We start from the raw sequence: 17,938 nt of genomic DNA, 5'->3' as shown, positions 1-17,938 counted from the left end.
GAACGGAGGTCAGCCGGCGTGCACCAGCTCGACGATACGGGTGAGCTGGTCGGGGTCGGTCTCCGGGGCACACCATGGCCGAGGTTGAGGATGTGCCCGCGGGCCGCGCGACGCGTTCGAGCACGTCGCGGACATGCGCCTCGAGCACCGGCCACGGCGCGCCGAGGAACGCGGGGTCGATGTTCCCCTGCACCGAGACGTCGGGGCCGAGGATCGCGGCGGCCTCGTCGAGGGGCAGCCGCCAGTCGACCCCCACGCGTCGGCGATGCCGTCCAGCCGCATGTCGCCGAGGAAGGGGCCGGTGCCGACGCCGAAGTGGATCGTCGGGACGCCGATGCCGTCCAGAGCGGTCCGTGAGTGCGGCGCCACGAAGGTGCGGTAGTCGGCGGGGCTGAGGGAACCCGCCCAGCTGTCGAAGAGCTGCACGACCGCGGCGCCGGCATCGCGCCTGCGTCTCCAGGAACCGCCGCGAGGATCTGCGCCAGCCAGCCCGCGAGACGGTGCCAGGCCTCGGGCTCCGCGTGCATCATGCCGCGCGCACGCAGGTGCTCCTTGGACGGACCGCCCTCGACGAGATACGCCGCGAGCGTGAAGGGGGCTCCCGCGAAGCCGATGACCGGGGGTGTCCGCCGAGCTCGGCGGCGACGATGCCGACGGCTTCCGCGATCGCGCTGCCGTCGAGGCTGTCCGGATCGATCGCCGTGATGCGTCGACGTCGGCCAGCGTCCGCACCGGGTTCGCGAAGACCGGGCCGCGCGGCCGGGCTCGATCTCCACGTCCACGCCGGCGAGACGCAGCGGGATGACGATGTCGCTGAAGAACACCGCCCGCGTCGACGCCGTGCCGTCGCACGGGCTGGAGGGTGATCTCGGCGGCGAGGTCGGGGGTGAGGCAGGGCGTCGAGCATGCGCGTGCCGACCCGCAGCTCCCGGTACTCGGGCAGGGATCGGCCCGCCTGGCGCATGAACCAGACCGAGCGGTGGCGGGGCGGTCGCCGGTGAGGGCGCGCAGCAGCGGGGCGTCGGAGAGTGCCATGCCCCCATCCTCCCATCCGGCGCCTAGGGAGCCGCCGAGTCCCGGCTCCGTACGCTCGGGTACAATTGAAGGGTGCTGCTGTGTGTGACGGCGAGTCTACAAGACCGCCTCCTTCGAACTGCTCGAACGCCTGAGCCGCACCCCCGACGACGTCGCTCCCACCATCGTGGGCATGGCGCCGTGCGTGCAGGGTGCCGTGGTCCTGGCGACGTGCAAAGCCGCTTCGAGGCGTACGTGGAAAATGGACGAGCCCGTGACCGCGGCCGGCGCCATCGGCGTCGAAGCCGTGATCGAGCCGTCGAGTCCGCGACCGGCATTCCCGCCGCCGACCTCGACGGTGCCTACGCCGTGCATTCCGGTCGCCGCGTCGCCGAGCACCTCTCTCCGTGGCCTCCGGTCTCGAGTCCGTCGTCTCCGGCGAGGGCGAGATCGCCGGCCAGTGCGGCGTGCCCTGAAGTCCGCCCGCAAGGACGGCACCACCTCCCCCGAGCTCGAGCCCTGTGTCCTGCGCGCGAGCCAGGCGCAGCGCAAGGTCAAGAACGTCACCGCCTCGGCCGCGCCGGTCGATCTCTCGTGCGTCTCGCACTGGAACTCGCCGACAGCCGCATCGCGACTGGTCCGCCGAGCGCGTGCTGCTGGTCGGCACCGGAGCCTACGCCGCCGTCAACCCTCGCGACTCTGCGCGAGCGCGGCGCCGTCGACATCTCCGTCTACTCCCCCTCGGGCCGCGCCGAGATCTTCGCGGCCAAGCACGACATCCGCCCGAGTGCCGGCCGAGGAGTATGCCCGCACGGCGGCGCACTCCACGCTGCTGATCACCTGCACCACCGCGACCGAGCCCGTGCTCGGCCCGGAGCACCTGCAGCTCCCGGTCGGCCTCGCGGCCGCGGGCTGCCCCGTCAGCGCGACCAGCGGCACCACCGGGGTCCCGAGCCGGCTGGTGGTCGACCTCGGCATGCCGCGCAACGTCGAACCTGCCGTGGCCGCACTGGAGGGCGTCGCGCTGCTGGACCTGGAGACCATCCGCCTGCACGCCCCGCTCGAGGAGCTGCAGGCGACGGACGCCGCCCGGAGCGTCGTCCGCGAGGCTGCGGAGACCTTCCACGTCGTCGGTGCCGCCAGAGCGTGACCCCCGTCGGTCGTCGCGTTCCGGTCGCACATCTTCGAGCTGCTGGAGGCGCGAGATCGACCGTGCGCGCGCCCGCGGCGACGAGGACGGCAAGGTCGAGCAGGCCCTCCGGCACCTCTCCGGCGTGCTGCTGCACACGCCGACCGTGCGGGCTCATGAGCTCGCCGCCGCCGGTCGCGCGGACGAGTTCGCCGCCGCGCTCGCGACGCTGTACGGGATCGCCCCTGCCGCGACACGGTCGAAGACGCCGCCACAGCCTGATCCCGTGTGGGCGAGATGGGAGGCGCGGCCCTCCACATCACCGGAGACACCGCCGCCCGACGCTGCGGAACGAGAGCGTGTGCTGCGCGTCGACATGCTGATGGACCAGAGGGCGGGAGCCATGGGCTGCGCGAGGATCCGCGCTGTGAGAGCGTGGGGCACGAGGAGGCGCGAATGACCCAGGATCTGTACTCGGACGCGAGCTGTACGACCTCCTGTTTCCGACGAGCGAGGCAGCCGTGGACTTCTACCGTGCCGAAGCCGACAGCGTGGGCGGTCGCGTGCTCGAGCTCGGATGCGGAACCGGTCAGAAGCTGATCCCGATCGCGGCGACGGGGCACCCGAGCGTCGGACTCGACCTGTCGCTCGACATGCTGGCTGTGGCACGTCAGAAGGCTGAGGAGCGCGGTGTGTCTGTCGAGTGGCAGCACGGCGACATGCGCGACCTCGACCTGGGCGACGAGTTCGACCTCATCTTCATCGCGGGCAACGCCTCTGCTGCACCTGCACGAGGCTGACGACTCGTGCAGTGCTTCCGCGCGGCACGGCGGCACCTCGCGCCCGGCGGACGGTTCGCTTTCGACGTCTTCCATCCCGACGTGCGGCTCCTGGCTGACGCCGACGGCGTCCGGCGCCCGCGCACGACATTCGCCGATCCCGACCGCGGCGACGTCCGCGTCGACGTCGCGGACGCCTATGATGCCGCCGCACAGGTGACGCGCGGCACCTGTACTTCTCGACGGACTCCGAGCCCGACTTCCAGACGGTGTCCATCGAGGTGCGGAGCATCTTCCCCAGGAACTGCCGGTGCTCCTTGCGCATGCCGGACTCCGACTGGTCAAGCGCTTCGGCGGCTGGGACGGCAGCCTCTTCGGGCGGGGCTCCTCGACCCCCAGCTCTGCATCTGCGAATCCGCCGCCCCGTAGTGAGAGAGGATGGGAGGCATGGCCCTTCACATCACCGGAGACACCGCCGCCGACGCCCTGCTGACCGAGAATCGACGGCTCTGCTGATCGCATGCTGCTGGACCAGCAGATCCCCATGGAGACCGCGTTCTCCGGTCCGCTCAAGATCGAGCAGCGCACCGGCGCCGCGGAATGCCGCGGCGATCGCGGGCATGGCACCGGAGGAGTTCCTGGAGCGCTTCGGCAGACCCCCGCCGTGCACGGTTCCCCCGGATCCATGGCGACGCGGGTGCAGACCCTGTGCCAGGCGCTCGTCGACGACTGGGACGGGGACGCCGCCGCTCCTCTGGACGCGCCCGTCGACAGGCTCAGGCCCGTCGACAGCTCAGGGACCCAACCGAGCGGCGCCGAGGTGCTCAAGAGACTCAAGGCTCTTCCCGGCTTCGGTGAGCAGAAGGCGAAGATCTTCCTCGCCCTCCTCGGCAAGCAGTACGGGTTCACCGGCGAGGGCTGGCGGGAGGCCTCCGCTCCCTACGGCGAGGACGGTTCGTACCGCAGCGTCGCCGACATCGTGTCGCCGGAGTCGCTGACGAAGGTGCGCGAGTACAAGAAGGCGATGAAGGCCGCGGCGAAGGCGGCGACGTAGTGCAGCCGACCGGGGACGGACGTCGCCGGGCTGATCGCCCGTTCCTCCCCGGCCGTGCGTCGCCGTGACGCGGAGACGCTGACCGCTCTCCTGCGGGACATCTCCGGACGCGAAACCGCAGACCTGGGGCTCGATCATCGGGTTCGGCTCCTGCCACTACCGCTACCCCCACCGGGACGGAGGGCGACAGCGGCATTCTGAGCTTCGCCCCCCGGAAGGCCGCGACGACGATCTACCTCCCTCGGACGGCGTGGACGCCCACGCGGAGGCTCTCGGCGCGCTCGGCCCCACACGACAGGGTGGGCTGCCTTTACATCAAGGACCTCGACCAGGTCGACCTCGACGTGCTGCGCGGGATCCTCGAGCGTTCGCGCGCCTGGGTCGAGTCCGGCGGCGACGCGCGTATGCACCTGACGATCACGTCGTAACTCCCCCTCCTGTCGCCGAGACCCCGGGTTCCCGCCGAGACCCCGGCGTGGGGACGTGTGGGGCCCGGGGTCTCGGCGGGAGGGCGGGGTCTCAGGTGGTGGCCACCCCCTCCTCGACCTGCACGCGCCGCGCGTGCGCCGCGTGACGCCGCCACCGGCGGTCGTGCGTCGCTGTGACGACGGCGGCGGGGTGATCGACGAGGGCGTCCTCGAGCTGCTCCACGAGCTCGGGGTCGAGATGGTTCGTCGGCTCATCGAGCAGCAGCAGGTCGAACCGCGACGCCAGGGCGACCGCGAGATCCAGCCGGCGACGCTGCCCGACCGAGAGTGTCCGCACGTCGCGGTCCGCCTCCGGCCTGCGGAAGAGTCCATGAGCCAGGAGAGCGTCGTGCGCATCCGCCGGCGGCGTCCCCGTCCGCGCCGCGAAGACCTCGATGGCCGTGCCTCGCAAACGGTATCGACCTCCTGCCGGAGGAACGCGATCCGCAGCCCGTCCGCGTGGCGGATCGTCCCGGACGCGGGGATCAGCTCGCCGACGAGGAGGCGGAGGAGCGTCGTCTTCCCGGCGCCGTTCGGCCCGGTCACGAGCCACCGCGAACCGGCCTCGATCGTCCACTGCGACACGTCGAGCCGTCGTCCCGGTTCACGGAGGGAGACGGCATCGAGGGGTCAGGAGCGGGTCGTCGAGCGGTGCCCGATCCTCTGCTGCGACCACGAACCGCAGCCGCTCCGGTGGAGGTGGGCACGGGTCCGCCCGGAGCCGCGCCAGCCTCTCCTTCGCCATGCGGATGCGTCCGACGGCACCGTGGTCGCGGCTCCGCGCCCGGAACGCGCCATGACCGAAGCCGTCGAGCTCGAGCTTCCGCGGGATCGCCTGCAGCCGGAACGCGTTGGCGGCGAGCAGCGACTCGGCCCGGGCGACCTCGGCCTTCCACTCCTCGTGGCGCGCGACCGCCGCACGTCTCTCGGCCTCGCGCGCTCGCAGGAACCCGGCGTAACCATCGCCGTAGTGGCGGATCCGACCGTCCTCCACCTGCACGACAGCCGTCGCGAAACGGTCCAGGAAGTCGCGGTCGTGGGTCACGACCACCAGCGCTCCGCGGTGCGCCGCGAGACGGTCCTCGAGCCAGGTCAGCGCCCGATCGTCGAGGTCGTTCGTGGGCTCGTCGAGGAGCAGCAGCTCGGCTCCGGAAGAGAGGGCGACCGCGAGAGCGAGCCGCGCCCGCTCTCCGCCCGACAGCGCGGCCACCGGTCGCGCGCGGTCCACTCCGCCCAGCCCGAGCTGTTCCAGGGCGGTGTCGATGCGACGGTCGACGTCGTATCCCTCGCGGGACTCGAAACGGTCCTGCAACAGGGCCACAGCGGCCATCTGCTGCGCACGCTCGGCGGAGCCCCCGGCGGCGAGGAGCTCGTACGCGTGGCCGAGGTCGCGCTCCAGCACGCGGAGGTCGCCGAGGAGATCGTCGATGGCATCGGCCATCGACGCTCCATCCGCGAACACGGGGTTCTGCCGGGCATGAGCGATCCCGCCGGGGAGGTCGAGCCGCACCTCCCCGGATGTCGGCGCGAGAGCACCGGCGAGCAGATCGAGCAGCGTCGACTTCCCGGCGCCGTTGTCGCCGATGACGGCGAGGCGGTCGGCGGGTCCGACGGCGAGATCGATGCGGTTCAGCACGAGACGGTCGGCGAACCGGACGGAGGCGGCCTGCAGCGCGCACTCGCGATGAACGCGGGCCGGAGTGTCGGAAGGGGGCGAGGGTACAGGGAACATGAGGGGTCCTCTCCGGCGGCGCACGCGCACCGCCGGGATCTGCGTCGATGACGCGGGGAACAGGAACCTCGACCGCACCCTGCTCGGGTGCGGGTCGCTCAGGACCCACCGCGGAGAAGAGCTCTCGACGCGGCGTCCCGATCTAGCGAATCAGAGTACCCACGAGGAGCGACCATAGCAGGGTCACTCCGCGCCCGCCAGACCCCGCTTTCTCGGCGAGACCCCGACCTACCCCCACACGCGGCCCGGGGTCTCGGCGGGAACCCGGGGGCTCAGCGGGAGCGGAGGCGGGAGGAGAGGCGGGAGGAGAGGCGGGCGTGGGCGGCGGGGACGGCGAAGAGGAGGATGATCGCGAGGACGATGCCGCGGACGATCCAGAGGCCGGGCTCCCAGATCACCTCGTAGTTCCCGGGGAGACCGAGGAACGCGGCGATGATCGATCCCCACGACGCGCGGCCGCTGCTGTCCGTGTCGATCGAGAGTCCGCCCACGATGCTCAGCACGCCGAGACTCAGCAGCACGATCGGCATGATGAGGGCGCCGGCCTTCGCCTCCCCGCGCGCGATCAAGCGGATCACGGTCACGAGCGACACGAGGGGGAACACGAAGAAGAACCAGACGAGGGCGCCGAGCAGCAGCCCCACGACGATGAAGACCGGCACCCAGAGGAGCATCCAGGGGCCCTCGTCCGCGATGAAGTAGTCCGGGTCGCGGAGGATCGCCACGACGAAGCCCGCCAGGGTCCCGAGCGGCAGCACCGCGAGCACCCACCAGAACACGGCCTTCGGCACCCGCGTGCGCTCCCCCAGCCGCGCCATCACGATCTGGATGATGACCGCCGCCGCGAGCGCCGGGATGCCGAACATCGCGATGGTGGGCCCCGCGCCGTCGTTTCTCGCGCAGGTCGAGCACCGTGAGGATCATCCACGACACGGCGAGCGCGCCGAGCACGATGGCCGCGACCGGACGCACGGGCGAGGACTCCCCCCGTGCGCCGGCTCCCCCCGGTGCCGTCACGTCACGCGCCGCGGAGGCGCTCCGCCAGGTAGGCGTGCAGCTCGTCGATCGGGACGCGCTCCTGCGCCATGGTGTCCCGGTCGCGCACGGTCACCGCGCGGTCGTCGAGCGAGTCGAAGTCGACCGTGACGCAGAACGGCGTGCCGATCTCGTCCTGGCGGCGGTAGCGGCGACCGATCGCACCGGCGTCGTCGAAGTCCACGGCCCACGAGCCGCGGAGCGTGTCGGCGACCTCGCGGGCGAGCGGCGACAGCTTCTCGTTGCGCGACAGCGGGAGCACCGCCGCCTTGACCGGAGCCAGGCGCGGGTCGAGCTTGAGGACGGTGCGGGTGTCGGTCCCGCCCTTGGCGTTGGGCACCTGCTCCTCGACGTACGCGTCGACGAGGAAGGCCATCATCGCGCGGGTGAGGCCGAAGGACGGCTCGATCACATACGGCGTGTAGCGCTCGCCCGTGGCCTGATCGAAGTACGTCAGGCTCTGGCCGGAGGCCTCGCTGTGGCTGGAGAGGTCGTAGTCGGTGCGGTTGGCGACGCCCATGAGCTCGCCCCACTCCTTGCCCGCGAAGCCGAAGCGGTACTCGACATCGATGGTGCCGGCCGAGTAGTGCGCGCGGTCGTCTTCCGGCACGTCGAACTGGCGCATGTTCTCGGGGTCGATCCCGAGGTCGATGAACCAGTTCCAGCACGCCTCCACCCAGTGGTCGAACCACTGCGGCGCCTCGGCGGGCGGCGTGAAGAACTCGATCTCCATCTGCTCGAACTCGCGGGTGCGGAAGATGAAGTTGCCGGGGGTGATCTCGTTGCGGAACGCCTTGCCGACCTGGCCGATGCCGAACGGCGGCTTCTTGCGGCTCGCGGTGAGCACGTTCGCGAAGTTCACGAAGATGCCCTGCGCGGTCTCCGGACGCAGGTAGTAGAGGCCGGACTCGTCGTCGACCACACCGAGGTACGTCTTCACCAGACCGGAGAAGGCCTTCGGCTCGGTGTACTGCCCCTTGGTGCCGCAGTTCGGGCAGGGGATGTCGGCGAGACCGTTCTCGGCCTTCCGCCCCTTGCGCGCCTCGAAGTCCTCGATGAGGTTGTCGGCACGGAAGCGCTTGTGGCACTGCAGGCACTCGACGAGCGGGTCGGTGAAGGTCGCGACGTGGCCGGAGGCCTCCCACACGCGCTTCGGCAGGATGATGCTGGAGTCGAGGCCGACCATGTCGCCGCGACCGCGCACGAAGGTCTGCCACCACTGCCGCCGGATGTTCTCCTTCAGCTCCGTGCCGAGGGGGCCGTAGTCCCAGGCCGACCGGGAACCGCCGTAGATCTCACCCGCCTGGAACACGAACCCGCGGTGGCGGGCGAGGGCGATGACCTTGTCAAGACGGGACTGTTCGGCCACGGTGGCTCCAATGGTCGGATGCGGAGAATGCCCGTGAGCACGGGCACCCCCAGTCTATCCGGGGCCGGAGCGCAACCCCTGGCCGCGGGACCCGCGGGAGGAGTACCGTCCCACGCATGAGCACCACCGCGCACACCGCCCGCCTCCCGCGACGAGGACACCCGCTTCTTCGGGCAGCCGTGGTCGCTCGTGCACATCTTCGGCGTGGAGATGTGGGAGCGGTTCAGCTTCTACGGCATGCAGGGCATCCTGCTCATCTACCTGTACTTCTCGGTGACCGACGGCGGCCTCGGGCTTCCGGAGGCGGTGGCGGGCGGGATCGTCGGCGCGTACGGCGGCTCCGTGTACCTGTCCACCATCCTCGGGGCCTGGCTCGCCGATCGGCTGTTCGGCTCCGAGCGGGTGCTGTTCGTCAGCGCCATCGTCATCGTCTCGGGCCACCTCGCCCTCGCGCTCCTGCCGGGGTTCGTCGGCGTCGGGGTCGGACTCGTGCTCGTGGCCCTGGGCTCGGGAGGCCTGAAGGCGAACGCCACGTCGGTCGTCGGGACGCTGTACCGTCCGGACGACGAACGACGCGACGCCGGGTTCTCGCTGTTCTACCTCGGCATCAACCTCGGCGCCTTCCTCGGACCGATCCTCACCGGGCTGCTCCAGTCGACCCTCGGCTTCCACTGGGGGTTCGGCCTCGCCGCCCTCGGCATGACGCTGGGTCTCGTGCAGTACTCGTTCGGCCGCCGCGGCCTGCCCGCCTCCTCGCGCGAGGTGCCGAACCCGCTCCCCCGCACGCGCTACCCGCTGGTCGCCGGCATCGCGGTCGGTGCGGTCGTCGTGATCGCGGTGCTCGTGCTGACCGGAGTCATCCAGGCCGACAACCTCGCCACGATCGTGATCGGGGTCACCGTGGTCGCCGCGGTCGCCTACTTCGCGGTGATCCTCGGCAGTCGCCGCATCGACGCCACCGAGCGCTCGCGGGTCTGGGGGTTCCTGCCGCTGTTCCTCACGAGCGTCGCGTTCTGGTCGCTGTACCAGCAGCAGTTCACGGTGCTGACGATCTACTCCGACAAGCGGCTCGACCGCGACCTGTTCGGGTGGGAGATGCCGGTGTCGTGGGTGCAGTCCATCAACCCGGTGTTCATCATCATCCTGTCCGGGGTCTTCGCGGCGATCTGGACGAAGCTGGGGAAGCGTCAGCCGTCGACCCCGGTCAAGTTCGGACTGGCCGCCATCATCATGGGCTCCGCGTTCCTGCTGTTCCTGCCGTTCTCCGGCGGCGGTGCGAACTCGACGCCGCTGCTCGCGATCGTCGGCATCCTGTTCGTGTTCACCGTCGCCGAGCTGCTGCTCTCGCCGGTCGGGCTGTCGGTGACGACGAAGCTCGCCCCGGCCGTCTTCCGCACGCAGATGGTCGCGCTGTTCTTCCTGTCCATCGCCCTCGGCACCGCCATCTCGGGCGAGCTCGTGAAGTTCTACGATCCGGGGAACGAGGTGCCGTACTTCTCGATCCTCGGCGGCATCGCGATCCTCGTCGGCATCGGACTGCTGCTGAGCGTGAAGCCGGTGCTGCGGCTCATGCGCGGCGTGCGGTGACGGCCGCGCCGCCGATCACGCGGTGAAGAGGTAGCCCCGACCGGCCTCGAAGCCGCCGATCGTGAGACCGCTGCCGAGCAGGCCCTCCATCTGCGCGCGCAGGCGCAGCCGCCACTCGTGCGCGGCCGCGGGGTCGGACTCCCGCATGCCCTCGATGTCGTCCGGGATCTCCAGCGTCTCGACGACCGCATCGTCCGCCGGGGGCTTGGCGATGTCCGCGAGGGCCCACTCGACGTCGAGGCGGTCGCTCTCGTCGCCCGCATCGCCGCCGCCGAAGATGCCGTAGCGGTTCACCGAGTAGCCCGTGGCGCGGGCGCCGAGGACGGTGAGGAAGAAGTGCGCGTTGCGGGCGACCAGCGGGTCGAAGGTCCACGTGATGCGGCCGACCTCGCGGGAGAAGGCCCACTGCCGCTGGTGCTCCTTGAGCTCCCGCCCCCATCCGCGCCCTCGGTACTCGGGCAGCAGGGCCGTGATGTGCGAGTGCATGGCACGGCGGGCCGGTTCGCCGAAGAAGGCGATCGAGGCGCCGACCATGCGCTCCTCGTCGCCCTCGCCGTCGAAGAAGCCGACGACGTAGTTGCCCGACTGCTGCAGGGCGCGCAGGGTCCCGGCGTCCACCACGCGCTGCGGACCCCGGATGGAGTCGAGCAGGCTCTGGGCGTCGAGGATGAGTTCAACGGTGTCGAGATCGCGGATGGTTCGCACGATCCCAGTCTGCCCCTCCTCCGCCCGTTCGCGGAAACCGACCCCGGGTCACCGGTGCGGAAAGGCCTGTCCCCCGCCGCGGCGAGCGCCTCCGCGACGATGCGGAGGTGGTCCTCGGCCATCTCCGCCGGCAGCGGCGGCAGGATCCCGTCCCAGAACGCGAGCACCGCGCCGCGTCCCTGCATCATGCCGGCCGGACGGCCCAGCGCCCACATGTGCATGTGCGCGGAGCCGTCATTCCAGCGGCCGAAGTGACAGCGGGCGACGCCGGGGATGCTCTTGACCGCCTCCGACACGCGCTGCATCAGCGGTCCGAGAGCGGCGAGCACCTCCTGCGGGGCGTTCTCGAGGAGCCAGTGCTCACGCGGCGCGACCCCGCCGATGAACGGCAGGCCGCCGACATCCCACCCGGCACGCACCTGCCAGAGGTCGTCGTGCCAGATGGTGTGCACGCTCGGACCGCAGTGGCCGCACTCGGCCGGGTCCTGCTCGCCGGCTCGGGGTTCCTCCGGCACGAGCATCGGCTCCAGCGGTCGCATCGTGATGCTCTCGAACGCCCAGGGCAGGCCTTCCGCGAGCGCCGAGGCGTCGAGCACCTCCCCGATCGGGAGCCGGCGGTGGTACGCGGAGTCGGCGGGGCGCTGCACGGGCGCGGAGTCGTCGGTCATCCGGCCATGCAACCACATCGGCCCCTCCACTCCGGGAACGCCTATAGCCTGAGCCGGTGGGTGCGAACGACGACAGAGCCAGGAAACGCCTCTCCCGTACCCCTCCGCGGTGGGCGGTCATCGCCGTGCTCGCGTTCGCGGGCCTGTGCTCGTCGTTCATGTTCACCCTCGTCGTGCCGCTGCAGGCCGAGCTGCCGCAGCTGCTGAACTCCTCCCGCGAGGACACCACCTGGGTGGTCACGATCACCCTGCTCGTGGCCGCCGTCGCGACCCCCATCTCCGGCCGTCTCGGCGACATGTACGGCAAGCGCCGCGTCGTCATCGTGCTCCTCGCGATCCTCATCGTGGGCTCGGTCATCGCCGCGCTCTCCGGATCGATCGTCGGCGTGATCATCGGCCGCGCCCTCCAGGGGGCCGTGACCGGCGTCGTCCCCCTCGGCATCGCCATCATGCGCGACGTGCTGCCGCCTGAGCGCCTCGGCACCGCGGTGGCCCTGATGAGCGCGACCATGGGCGTCGGCGGGGCGATCGGCATGCCCGTCGCCGCACTGCTCGCCGAGAACGCCGACTGGCACATGCTGTTCTGGCTCGCCGCCGCCCTCGGAGTCCTCGGGCTGCTCCTCGTGCTCGCCGTGGTGCCGGAGGACGTGCTCCGCTCCCCCGGCCGCCTCGACGTGCTCGGGGCCATCGGACTCGCGATCGGCCTCACGGGCCTGCTGCTGTTCGTGTCGCGCGGCGCCGAGTGGGGCTGGACGGCACCGCTCACCCTCGTCTGCGTGATCGGCGGCGTCGCGGTCCTGCTGCTGTGGGGCTGGTATCAGCTCCGCGCGAAGGATCCGCTGCTCGACCTGCGGGTCGCCGCTCGGCCCGCCGTCCTCTTCACGAACATCGCCGCGATCGGCATGGGCTTCGCCCTGTTCGCCTCCAACGTCACCTTCCCGCAGATGCTGGAGATGCCGGCGGTGGGCGGCGCCGGGTTCGGGCTCGACATGGTGGCCGCCTCGCTCGTCATCATGCCGGCGGGTCTGGTCATGATGGTGATCTCGCCGCTGTCCGGATGGCTGGAGCGCACCGTGGGGCCGCGTCCGCTCTTCACCGTCGGCGCCATCGCGATCGTGCTCGCCTACGTCTTCGTGCTGCTGTGGTCGACCGAGGTGTGGCACATCTTCGTCGCCAACATCTTCATCGGCGTCGGCATCGGGTTCACCTTCGCCGCGATGCCCATGATCATCATGCGCTCCGTGCCCGCGAACGAGACCGGGGCGTCGAACGGGCTCAACGCGCTGTTCCGCTCCGTGGGCACCTCGACGGCCTCGGCCGTGATGGGCGGGGTGCTCGCGGCGATGAGCGTCGACGTCGGAGGCGTGGCCGTGCCGACGCGGACGGCGTTCGAGGTGTGCTTCTGGCTCGCGATCGCCGCCGGCATCGTGGCCGTGATCCTCTCGCTGTTCATTCCGCGGCGCCGTGCCACGGAGCAGCACCCCTCGCTCCCCGGCTGACTCGGCCCGTCGCAGATTCGCGTCGGGGTCGCAGGGATTGCCGCAGAACGTGCGACGTGCGGCGGATCTGCGACGCGGCGCCGGGTCTCAGCGGGAGATCGTTCGCGGATCCGGGTCGTCGGCACGCGGTGGCCGGAGGCGGGGCGGGCAGCGGCCACGGCAGGGTGAACCGTGCGGTCGCGGGTCGGGTCATGTCTCCGAAGTCGTCGACCTTCACGACGATGCGCCCCGGAACCCCTTCTTCGTCTGGTGTCACTTCGAGGATGCGCACCCGGAGCGGGCGGTCCCCTCGCCCTCGAGCATCCACGGATCGGCGAGCCACGCGATGCCGTGCTCCTCCAGCGCGGCCTCCGCGTCCAGCCACTCGCCGGGGGTGGAGACCCTGCGTCCGAGCACGTCGACGGCGACCCAGTCCGCGCCCTCCGGATGGATCCAGCCGAGCAGCTCCCCGTCGTCGCGGCGGTGCGGAGTCCAGGCGTGAGGCATCCCCCGATGCTAGCCGCCCCTGCCCTCGATCAGGCGCTCGCGCGAGACCAGGCTCATTGCTGTTCCAGAAGCCTGATTCTGCGCGGATGCCTGCGTTGACGCGCGGGGACAGGCGTGCGAAGTCAGTGCGTGTACTCCATGAGCTCGACCCCGAGCACGCGGAAGGCGTCGTGCGCACGGAGGCGGTGGCTGATCGAGAGGTCATCGAAGCACACGATCATCGAGTAGGCGACACCGGCCCGCGGCCCCGCGAGCACACCGGCCTCGGCGCGCACCCCCCCGATCGCGGCCGGTCTTGTTCACGAACAGCAGGCCGTGGGCATCGTGCTCGTGCGCGAAGGGGTCGAGCCCCGTCGAGGCGGCCACGAGACTGAGGTCCTGGTTGAGGCTGAGCCACTCCGACACCTGGGCGCTGACCGCGGCATCCACCACCTGGGAGTTGACGAGCGCGGAGAACAAACCCGCGAGCTCGCGCGCCGACCCCACGGCGACCTGCGGGGCGTCGTCCGGACCGCGGCGGTCGCGGAACCGGTCGAGCAGGGCGGTGCGCCGCAGACCCAGTTCCTCGATGCGCTCCCGCACCCGGTCATGCCCCACCTTCTGCAGCAGGATGTTCACGGCGATCGGATCTCCGGCGGTGGCGGCCAGCACGGCGAGATCCTCCAGCGGCAGCGCCGGTGCCCGCAGATGCCGCCACAGGCCGGAGCTCTCCACGGCTTCGACGCTCGAGCGCTCGACGATCTCGAGAGGGTCGAGAGCGCCGGACTCGAACGCCGCCGCCACCTCGATGAGCAGGGGGACCACACCGAGCCCCGCGACGGGCATCGTGACGTGGTCGTCCCCCGCCAGCACGTGCACATGGGAGTCGAGGTCGACCACGTGCACCGACACCTGTGCCCCGGCGTTCGCCAGGCCTTCGAGAGCTTTCAGCGTCGAGGTGAACGACCGCCGACCGACGGCCACGCGGCGGGGCAGCCGGCGGGCTCCCGGCCGCTGCGAACGGCGACCGCTGGCCGACTCGGGCGCGCTCCCGGACGCTCCGGGAGCCGAGGCGTTCCGGAACGCGTCACCAGGGTCGGTCGCACCCACGCGTGGTCCTTCAGGAGGGGGAGGGATACTGCGCTTCCGGGAAGGGGCGCCCCCGGCGGCAGGGCTATCGTAACCCCACCGCCGGGGCGCGTCTCACAGAGTGCGGAGGTTCGTCACCAGATGGTCACCCGGGAAGACTCCGAAGCCACAGGGCGTCCTTCTCGGTGACCCCGAAGGCCTCGTAGAACGCGTCGATGTTGCGGACGATCTGGTTGCACCGGAACTCGTTGGGCGAGTGCGGGTCGATGGTCAGCAGACGCAGCGTCTCGGCGTCCCGGCTCTTCTGCTGCCAGACCTGTGCCCACGACAGGAGCAGCCGCTGCACACCGGTGTAGCCGTCGATGACCGGGCCTTCGACGGGCTCAGGGACCGCGGGATCGGCGCGCAGGGACAGCTCATACGCCTTCAGCGCGATGCCGAGCCCGCCCAGATCGCCGATGTTCTCGCCGATGGTGAGGGCGCCGTTCACGTGATGCTCGGCGTCCAGCCCCTCCGGCACGAGGGCGTCGTACTGGGCGATGAGCTCTTTCGTGCGCTCCTCGAAGGCGGCGCGGTCGGCATCGGTCCACCAGTCCTGCAGGCGCCCCTCGCCGTCGTACCGGCTGCCCTGGTCGTCGAAGCCATGGCCGATCTCATGCCCGATGACCGCGCCGATCCCGCCGTAGTTCGCCGCCGCGTCGCGCCCCGCGTCGAAGAAGGGGTACTGGAGGATGGCCGCGGGGAACACGATCTCGTTCATCGAGGGGTTGTAGTAGGCGTTCACCATCTGCGGCGGCATGTGCCACTCGTGCGGTCGATCGGCTTCCCGACCTTGTCGATGTTGCGGTCGTGCTCGAAGATCGCCGCGCGGCGCACGTTGCCGAGGAGGTCGGCCGGGTCGAATCACGAGGGCCGAGTAGTCCCGCCACACCTCCGGGTGCCCGATCTTCGGCGTGAAGGCGTCCAGCTTCGCGAGCGCACGCTGCCGGGTCTCGGCGGTCATCCACTCCAGCGTCTCGATGCTCTGCCGGTACGCCTCGACGAGGTTCGCGACGAGCTCGTCCATGGCTGCCTTCGCCGTCGGCGGGTAGTGCCGCTCGACGTAGACCTTGCCGATCGCCTCGCCGAGCGCCCCCTCGGTGACCGACACGCCCCGCTTCCAGCGCTCGCGGATCGTGGGGACGCCGGTGAGCTGGGGTGCCGTAGAACGAGAAGTTCTCCTGCACGAGGTCGTCGGTGAGGTAGGGCGCCGCCGCGTGCACGACCTTCGCACGCAGCCAGGCCTTCCAGTCGTCCAGACGCTCGGGAGTGAGCAGGCCGCCCAGCCCTTCGAAGAAGCTCGGCTGCGCGACGACGACCTCGTCGAACGCCCGCGGGTTCGTCGGCGTCACGGCCTCGCGCCACGGGGTGAGGTCGACGCCGGCGAGGGCCTGGAGCTCGTCCCACGTCTTGAGGTTGTAGGTCGCCACCGCGTCACGGCTGCGCACGTTGTCCCAGTGGTGCCCGGCGAGCTCGGTCTCCAGGGCGATGGAGCGCTCGGCCTGCGCGGCGGCATCGGCGACACCGGCGAGAGCGAGCAGGCGCTCGAGGTGCTCCCGGTACGCCGCGCGGGTCTCTGCGAAGGTGTCGAGACGGAAGTAGCTCTCGTCCGGCAGCGAGAGTCCGGCCTGCACGAGCACCGGGAGGTAGCGCTCCGGGTTCCCGGGGTCGCCGTCGACGTAGAGGCCGATCACCGCCGCCCGGCCCTCCCGGTCGTAGGTCCCCACGGTGCGCAGGAAGGCCGGGATGCCGTCGATCGCGTCGATCTCGGCGAACGTCTCGGCCAGCGGGGTCACACCGGCGGCGGCGATGCGATCGGTGTCCATGAAGCTCGCGAAGAGGTCGCCGATCTTGCGGGCGAGAGTCCCCTCCTCCGCCTCCTGCGACTCCTCGACGATCGCGCGCACATCTGCCTCGGCCTGCTCGGCCAGCAGGTGGAAGGAGCCCCAGCGCGCCTTGTCTCCGGGGATCTCGGTGCGAGCGATCCAGGCGCCGTTCACGTGACGATAGAGATCGTCCTGCGGGCGGATGTCGGGGCTGAGGTCATCGAGCGCGAGGCCCGCGGGAAGCACATCGGTCATGCGCTCCAGCCTATGGCCGGGGTCCCCCACGGTGTCCAGACGGCGTCACGGATGCCCAGGGGCCCCCACGGGGAGCGAGACGTTCATGCGGAACCCGGCGGCGGTACGCTCGGCGAAGACGTCACCGCCGTGCGCACGCGCGAGGCCTCTGGCGATGGACAGCCCGAGCCCGGCACCCGACGCGACCCCGTCCTCGTCGCCGGCCGTCGCTCGCGCCGTGTCCTCGCGCCAGCCGACGTCGAACATCCGATCCAGGTCCTCCACCGCCACAACCGGCCCCTTGATCCAGCACCCCCAGGACGAGTCGGTCCCGGTCGACCATCGTCGCGGACAGCACGATCTCCGTGCCCGGAGGGGCGTGCCGGACGGCGTTCGTGAGCAGGTTCACCACGATCCTGCCGAGCTGATGCGGATCGGCCCAGAGCACCGGACCGGCGATCCCGCGCTCGACGATGCGGAGGTCGCGCTTCGCCGCGGCGGCCGCGACGTCGGCCACCGCATCGGAGACGACATCCCACAGGACCACCTGCTCGGTCTGCAGTTGCACCGCGCCGGACGTGAGGCGGGACAGCTCGAAGAGGTCGTCGACCATCCGGCTCATCGTCTCCACCTGTCCCCGCACCTGACCGGCGAAAACGCTCCGGAGCGACCGCAGCGCCGTCCTCCACCGCCTCGGCGAGCACACGGACCGCGGTGAGCGGGGTGCGCAGGTCGTGCGAGATCCAGGCGAAGAAGCGCCGACGGGCGGAGTCCAGCCGCACCAGCTCGGCCCTCGCCGCATCCACCTCGGCCGAGACCACCGCGAGCTGTGTCGAGAGGCCGGCGAGCTCCCGAGTGGCCGCCGCGTCCACCACCGCGTCGTCCGTCCGACCGATCCTGCCCAGCGATACCGAGAACCCCTCGACCCAGGCGCGCACCGTCCGCGCCATGCACCACGCCATGCCCAGACCGAGCACGAGCGAGACCGCGATCACGGTGAGGAGGATCGTCAGGTCGTGGGCGGAGAGGTACATCTCGAGTGCGATCGCCACCACGGCCCCCGCCATCGCGACCGTGCCCGCACTCGCCACGACCATCAGCTGTGCGCGGAGTCCGCGACGCCGAAGGGCTCGCAGGAGAAGTACGGCGGTGAGGGCGACGACGATCGCCACCAGCAGGCTCGTGACGACGATCTGCAGGACGACCGCACCGGAGGGCATCGTCATCAGCCGTCCCCTCTCGCCACG

Annotated in this window: 15 protein-coding genes and 8 pseudogenes; 8 read left to right on the top strand and 15 right to left on the bottom strand. The window is 71.0% G+C overall.

Annotated elements, in window-relative coordinates; translation table 11 throughout:
- From AB1285_RS25165 to AB1285_RS25155, 3 genes and pseudogenes are all read right to left on the bottom strand, one after another.
- Window positions 1–256, bottom strand: a 256-nt coding sequence (locus AB1285_RS25165; RefSeq protein WP_429978120.1) for a uroporphyrinogen decarboxylase family protein, incomplete at its 3' end; no start/stop codon positions are given.
- A 62-nt stretch (window positions 257–318) separates the two neighbouring features.
- Window positions 319–426 (bottom strand): annotated as a pseudogene (locus AB1285_RS25160) (uroporphyrinogen decarboxylase family protein); the annotation flags it as partial.
- Between the two features lie 98 nt (window positions 427–524).
- Window positions 525–776, bottom strand: a pseudogene (locus AB1285_RS25155) (uroporphyrinogen decarboxylase family protein); the annotation flags it as partial.
- A 1,025-nt stretch (window positions 777–1,801) separates the two neighbouring features.
- Between AB1285_RS25155 and AB1285_RS25150 the strand changes: the two are divergent.
- The 5 genes from AB1285_RS25150 (at window position 1,802) to AB1285_RS25130 (ending at window position 4,404) form a co-directional block, all read left to right on the top strand.
- The gene (locus AB1285_RS25150; RefSeq protein ID WP_429978119.1) at window positions 1,802–2,164 is read left to right on the top strand and encodes a hypothetical protein; all 363 of its coding nucleotides are present in this window, start codon (window positions 1,802–1,804) and stop codon (window positions 2,162–2,164) included.
- Entirely contained in the window at window positions 2,148–2,603 is a 456-nt protein-coding gene (locus AB1285_RS25145; RefSeq protein ID WP_429978118.1) for a hypothetical protein, read from the top strand. The genes AB1285_RS25150 and AB1285_RS25145 overlap by 17 nt, the downstream gene beginning before the upstream one ends.
- A 61-nt stretch (window positions 2,604–2,664) precedes the next feature.
- Window positions 2,665–2,943, top strand: coding sequence for a class I SAM-dependent methyltransferase (locus AB1285_RS25140; protein WP_429978117.1), 279 nt, complete (start codon window positions 2,665–2,667; stop codon window positions 2,941–2,943).
- A gap of 499 nt (window positions 2,944–3,442) precedes the next feature.
- The gene (locus AB1285_RS25135; RefSeq protein ID WP_429978116.1) at window positions 3,443–3,976 is read left to right on the top strand and encodes an HhH-GPD-type base excision DNA repair protein; all 534 of its coding nucleotides are present in this window, start codon (window positions 3,443–3,445) and stop codon (window positions 3,974–3,976) included.
- Between the two features lie 299 nt (window positions 3,977–4,275).
- Entirely contained in the window at window positions 4,276–4,404 is a 129-nt protein-coding gene (locus AB1285_RS25130; protein WP_429978115.1) for a hypothetical protein, read from the top strand.
- Between the two features lie 91 nt (window positions 4,405–4,495).
- Here the strand turns inward: AB1285_RS25130 and AB1285_RS25125 are convergent, their stop codons facing one another.
- From AB1285_RS25125 to AB1285_RS25105, 5 genes and pseudogenes are all read right to left on the bottom strand, one after another.
- The gene (locus tag AB1285_RS25125) at window positions 4,496–4,855 is read right to left on the bottom strand and encodes an ATP-binding cassette domain-containing protein (RefSeq protein ID WP_429978114.1); all 360 of its coding nucleotides are present in this window, start codon (window positions 4,853–4,855) and stop codon (window positions 4,496–4,498) included.
- A 50-nt stretch (window positions 4,856–4,905) separates the two neighbouring features.
- Window positions 4,906–4,989 (bottom strand): annotated as a pseudogene (locus AB1285_RS25120) (ATP-binding cassette domain-containing protein); the annotation flags it as partial.
- Between the two features lie 58 nt (window positions 4,990–5,047).
- On the bottom strand, window positions 5,048–6,175 hold the full coding sequence (locus tag AB1285_RS25115; RefSeq protein ID WP_429978113.1) for an ATP-binding cassette domain-containing protein: 1,128 nt from the start codon (window positions 6,173–6,175) through the stop codon (window positions 5,048–5,050).
- 272 nt (window positions 6,176–6,447) lie between these two features.
- The gene (locus AB1285_RS25110) at window positions 6,448–7,041 is read right to left on the bottom strand and encodes a hypothetical protein (protein WP_429978112.1); all 594 of its coding nucleotides are present in this window, start codon (window positions 7,039–7,041) and stop codon (window positions 6,448–6,450) included.
- Between the two features lie 152 nt (window positions 7,042–7,193).
- Window positions 7,194–8,579 (bottom strand): glycine--tRNA ligase, encoded by a 1,386-nt coding sequence (locus tag AB1285_RS25105; protein WP_312674775.1) that lies wholly within the window; start codon window positions 8,577–8,579, stop codon window positions 7,194–7,196.
- A 153-nt stretch (window positions 8,580–8,732) separates the two neighbouring features.
- Here AB1285_RS25105 and AB1285_RS25100 point away from each other — a divergent pair.
- Window positions 8,733–10,166 (top strand): annotated as a pseudogene (locus tag AB1285_RS25100) (peptide MFS transporter); the annotation flags it as partial.
- A 15-nt stretch (window positions 10,167–10,181) separates the two neighbouring features.
- Here the strand turns inward: AB1285_RS25100 and AB1285_RS25095 are convergent.
- The gene (locus tag AB1285_RS25095; protein WP_259953894.1) at window positions 10,182–10,871 is read right to left on the bottom strand and encodes a GNAT family N-acetyltransferase; all 690 of its coding nucleotides are present in this window, start codon (window positions 10,869–10,871) and stop codon (window positions 10,182–10,184) included.
- Window positions 10,872–11,595: 724 nt separating this feature from the next.
- Between AB1285_RS25095 and AB1285_RS25090 the strand changes: the two genes are divergently transcribed.
- Window positions 11,596–13,038, top strand: a complete 1,443-nt coding sequence (locus tag AB1285_RS25090) for an MFS transporter (protein ID WP_366237026.1) — start codon at window positions 11,596–11,598, stop codon at window positions 13,036–13,038.
- Between the two features lie 252 nt (window positions 13,039–13,290).
- On the opposite strand, the gene AB1285_RS25085 is transcribed toward AB1285_RS25090, so the two are convergent.
- The 6 genes and pseudogenes from AB1285_RS25085 to AB1285_RS25060 all read right to left on the bottom strand — a co-directional run.
- A complete protein-coding gene (locus AB1285_RS25085) occupies window positions 13,291–13,524 on the bottom strand; it encodes a hypothetical protein (RefSeq protein WP_429978111.1) in 234 nt (77 codons plus the stop codon).
- 122 nt (window positions 13,525–13,646) lie between these two features.
- A pseudogene (locus AB1285_RS25080) lies at window positions 13,647–14,613 on the bottom strand (serine hydrolase).
- A 113-nt stretch (window positions 14,614–14,726) separates the two neighbouring features.
- Window positions 14,727–16,712: pseudogene (locus AB1285_RS25075) on the bottom strand (M13 family metallopeptidase).
- Between the two features lie 45 nt (window positions 16,713–16,757).
- Complete coding sequence (locus tag AB1285_RS25070) at window positions 16,758–16,958, bottom strand: hypothetical protein (RefSeq protein ID WP_429978110.1); 201 nt, start codon at window positions 16,956–16,958, stop codon at window positions 16,758–16,760.
- 97 nt (window positions 16,959–17,055) lie between these two features.
- Window positions 17,056–17,304 (bottom strand): annotated as a pseudogene (locus AB1285_RS25065) (sensor histidine kinase); the annotation flags it as partial.
- Between the two features lie 91 nt (window positions 17,305–17,395).
- Window positions 17,396–17,641 (bottom strand): annotated as a pseudogene (locus AB1285_RS25060) (sensor histidine kinase); the annotation flags it as partial.
- Between the two features lie 66 nt (window positions 17,642–17,707).
- Here AB1285_RS25060 and AB1285_RS25055 point away from each other — a divergent pair.
- Window positions 17,708–17,938, top strand: a 231-nt coding sequence (locus tag AB1285_RS25055) for a hypothetical protein (protein WP_429978109.1), incomplete at its 3' end; no start/stop codon positions are given.

The organism is Microbacterium sp. NRRL B-14842, from assembly GCF_050470785.1.
The sequence above is the reverse complement of the archived record's forward strand: the minus strand, read 5'-3'. Positions and strand labels throughout refer to the sequence as shown.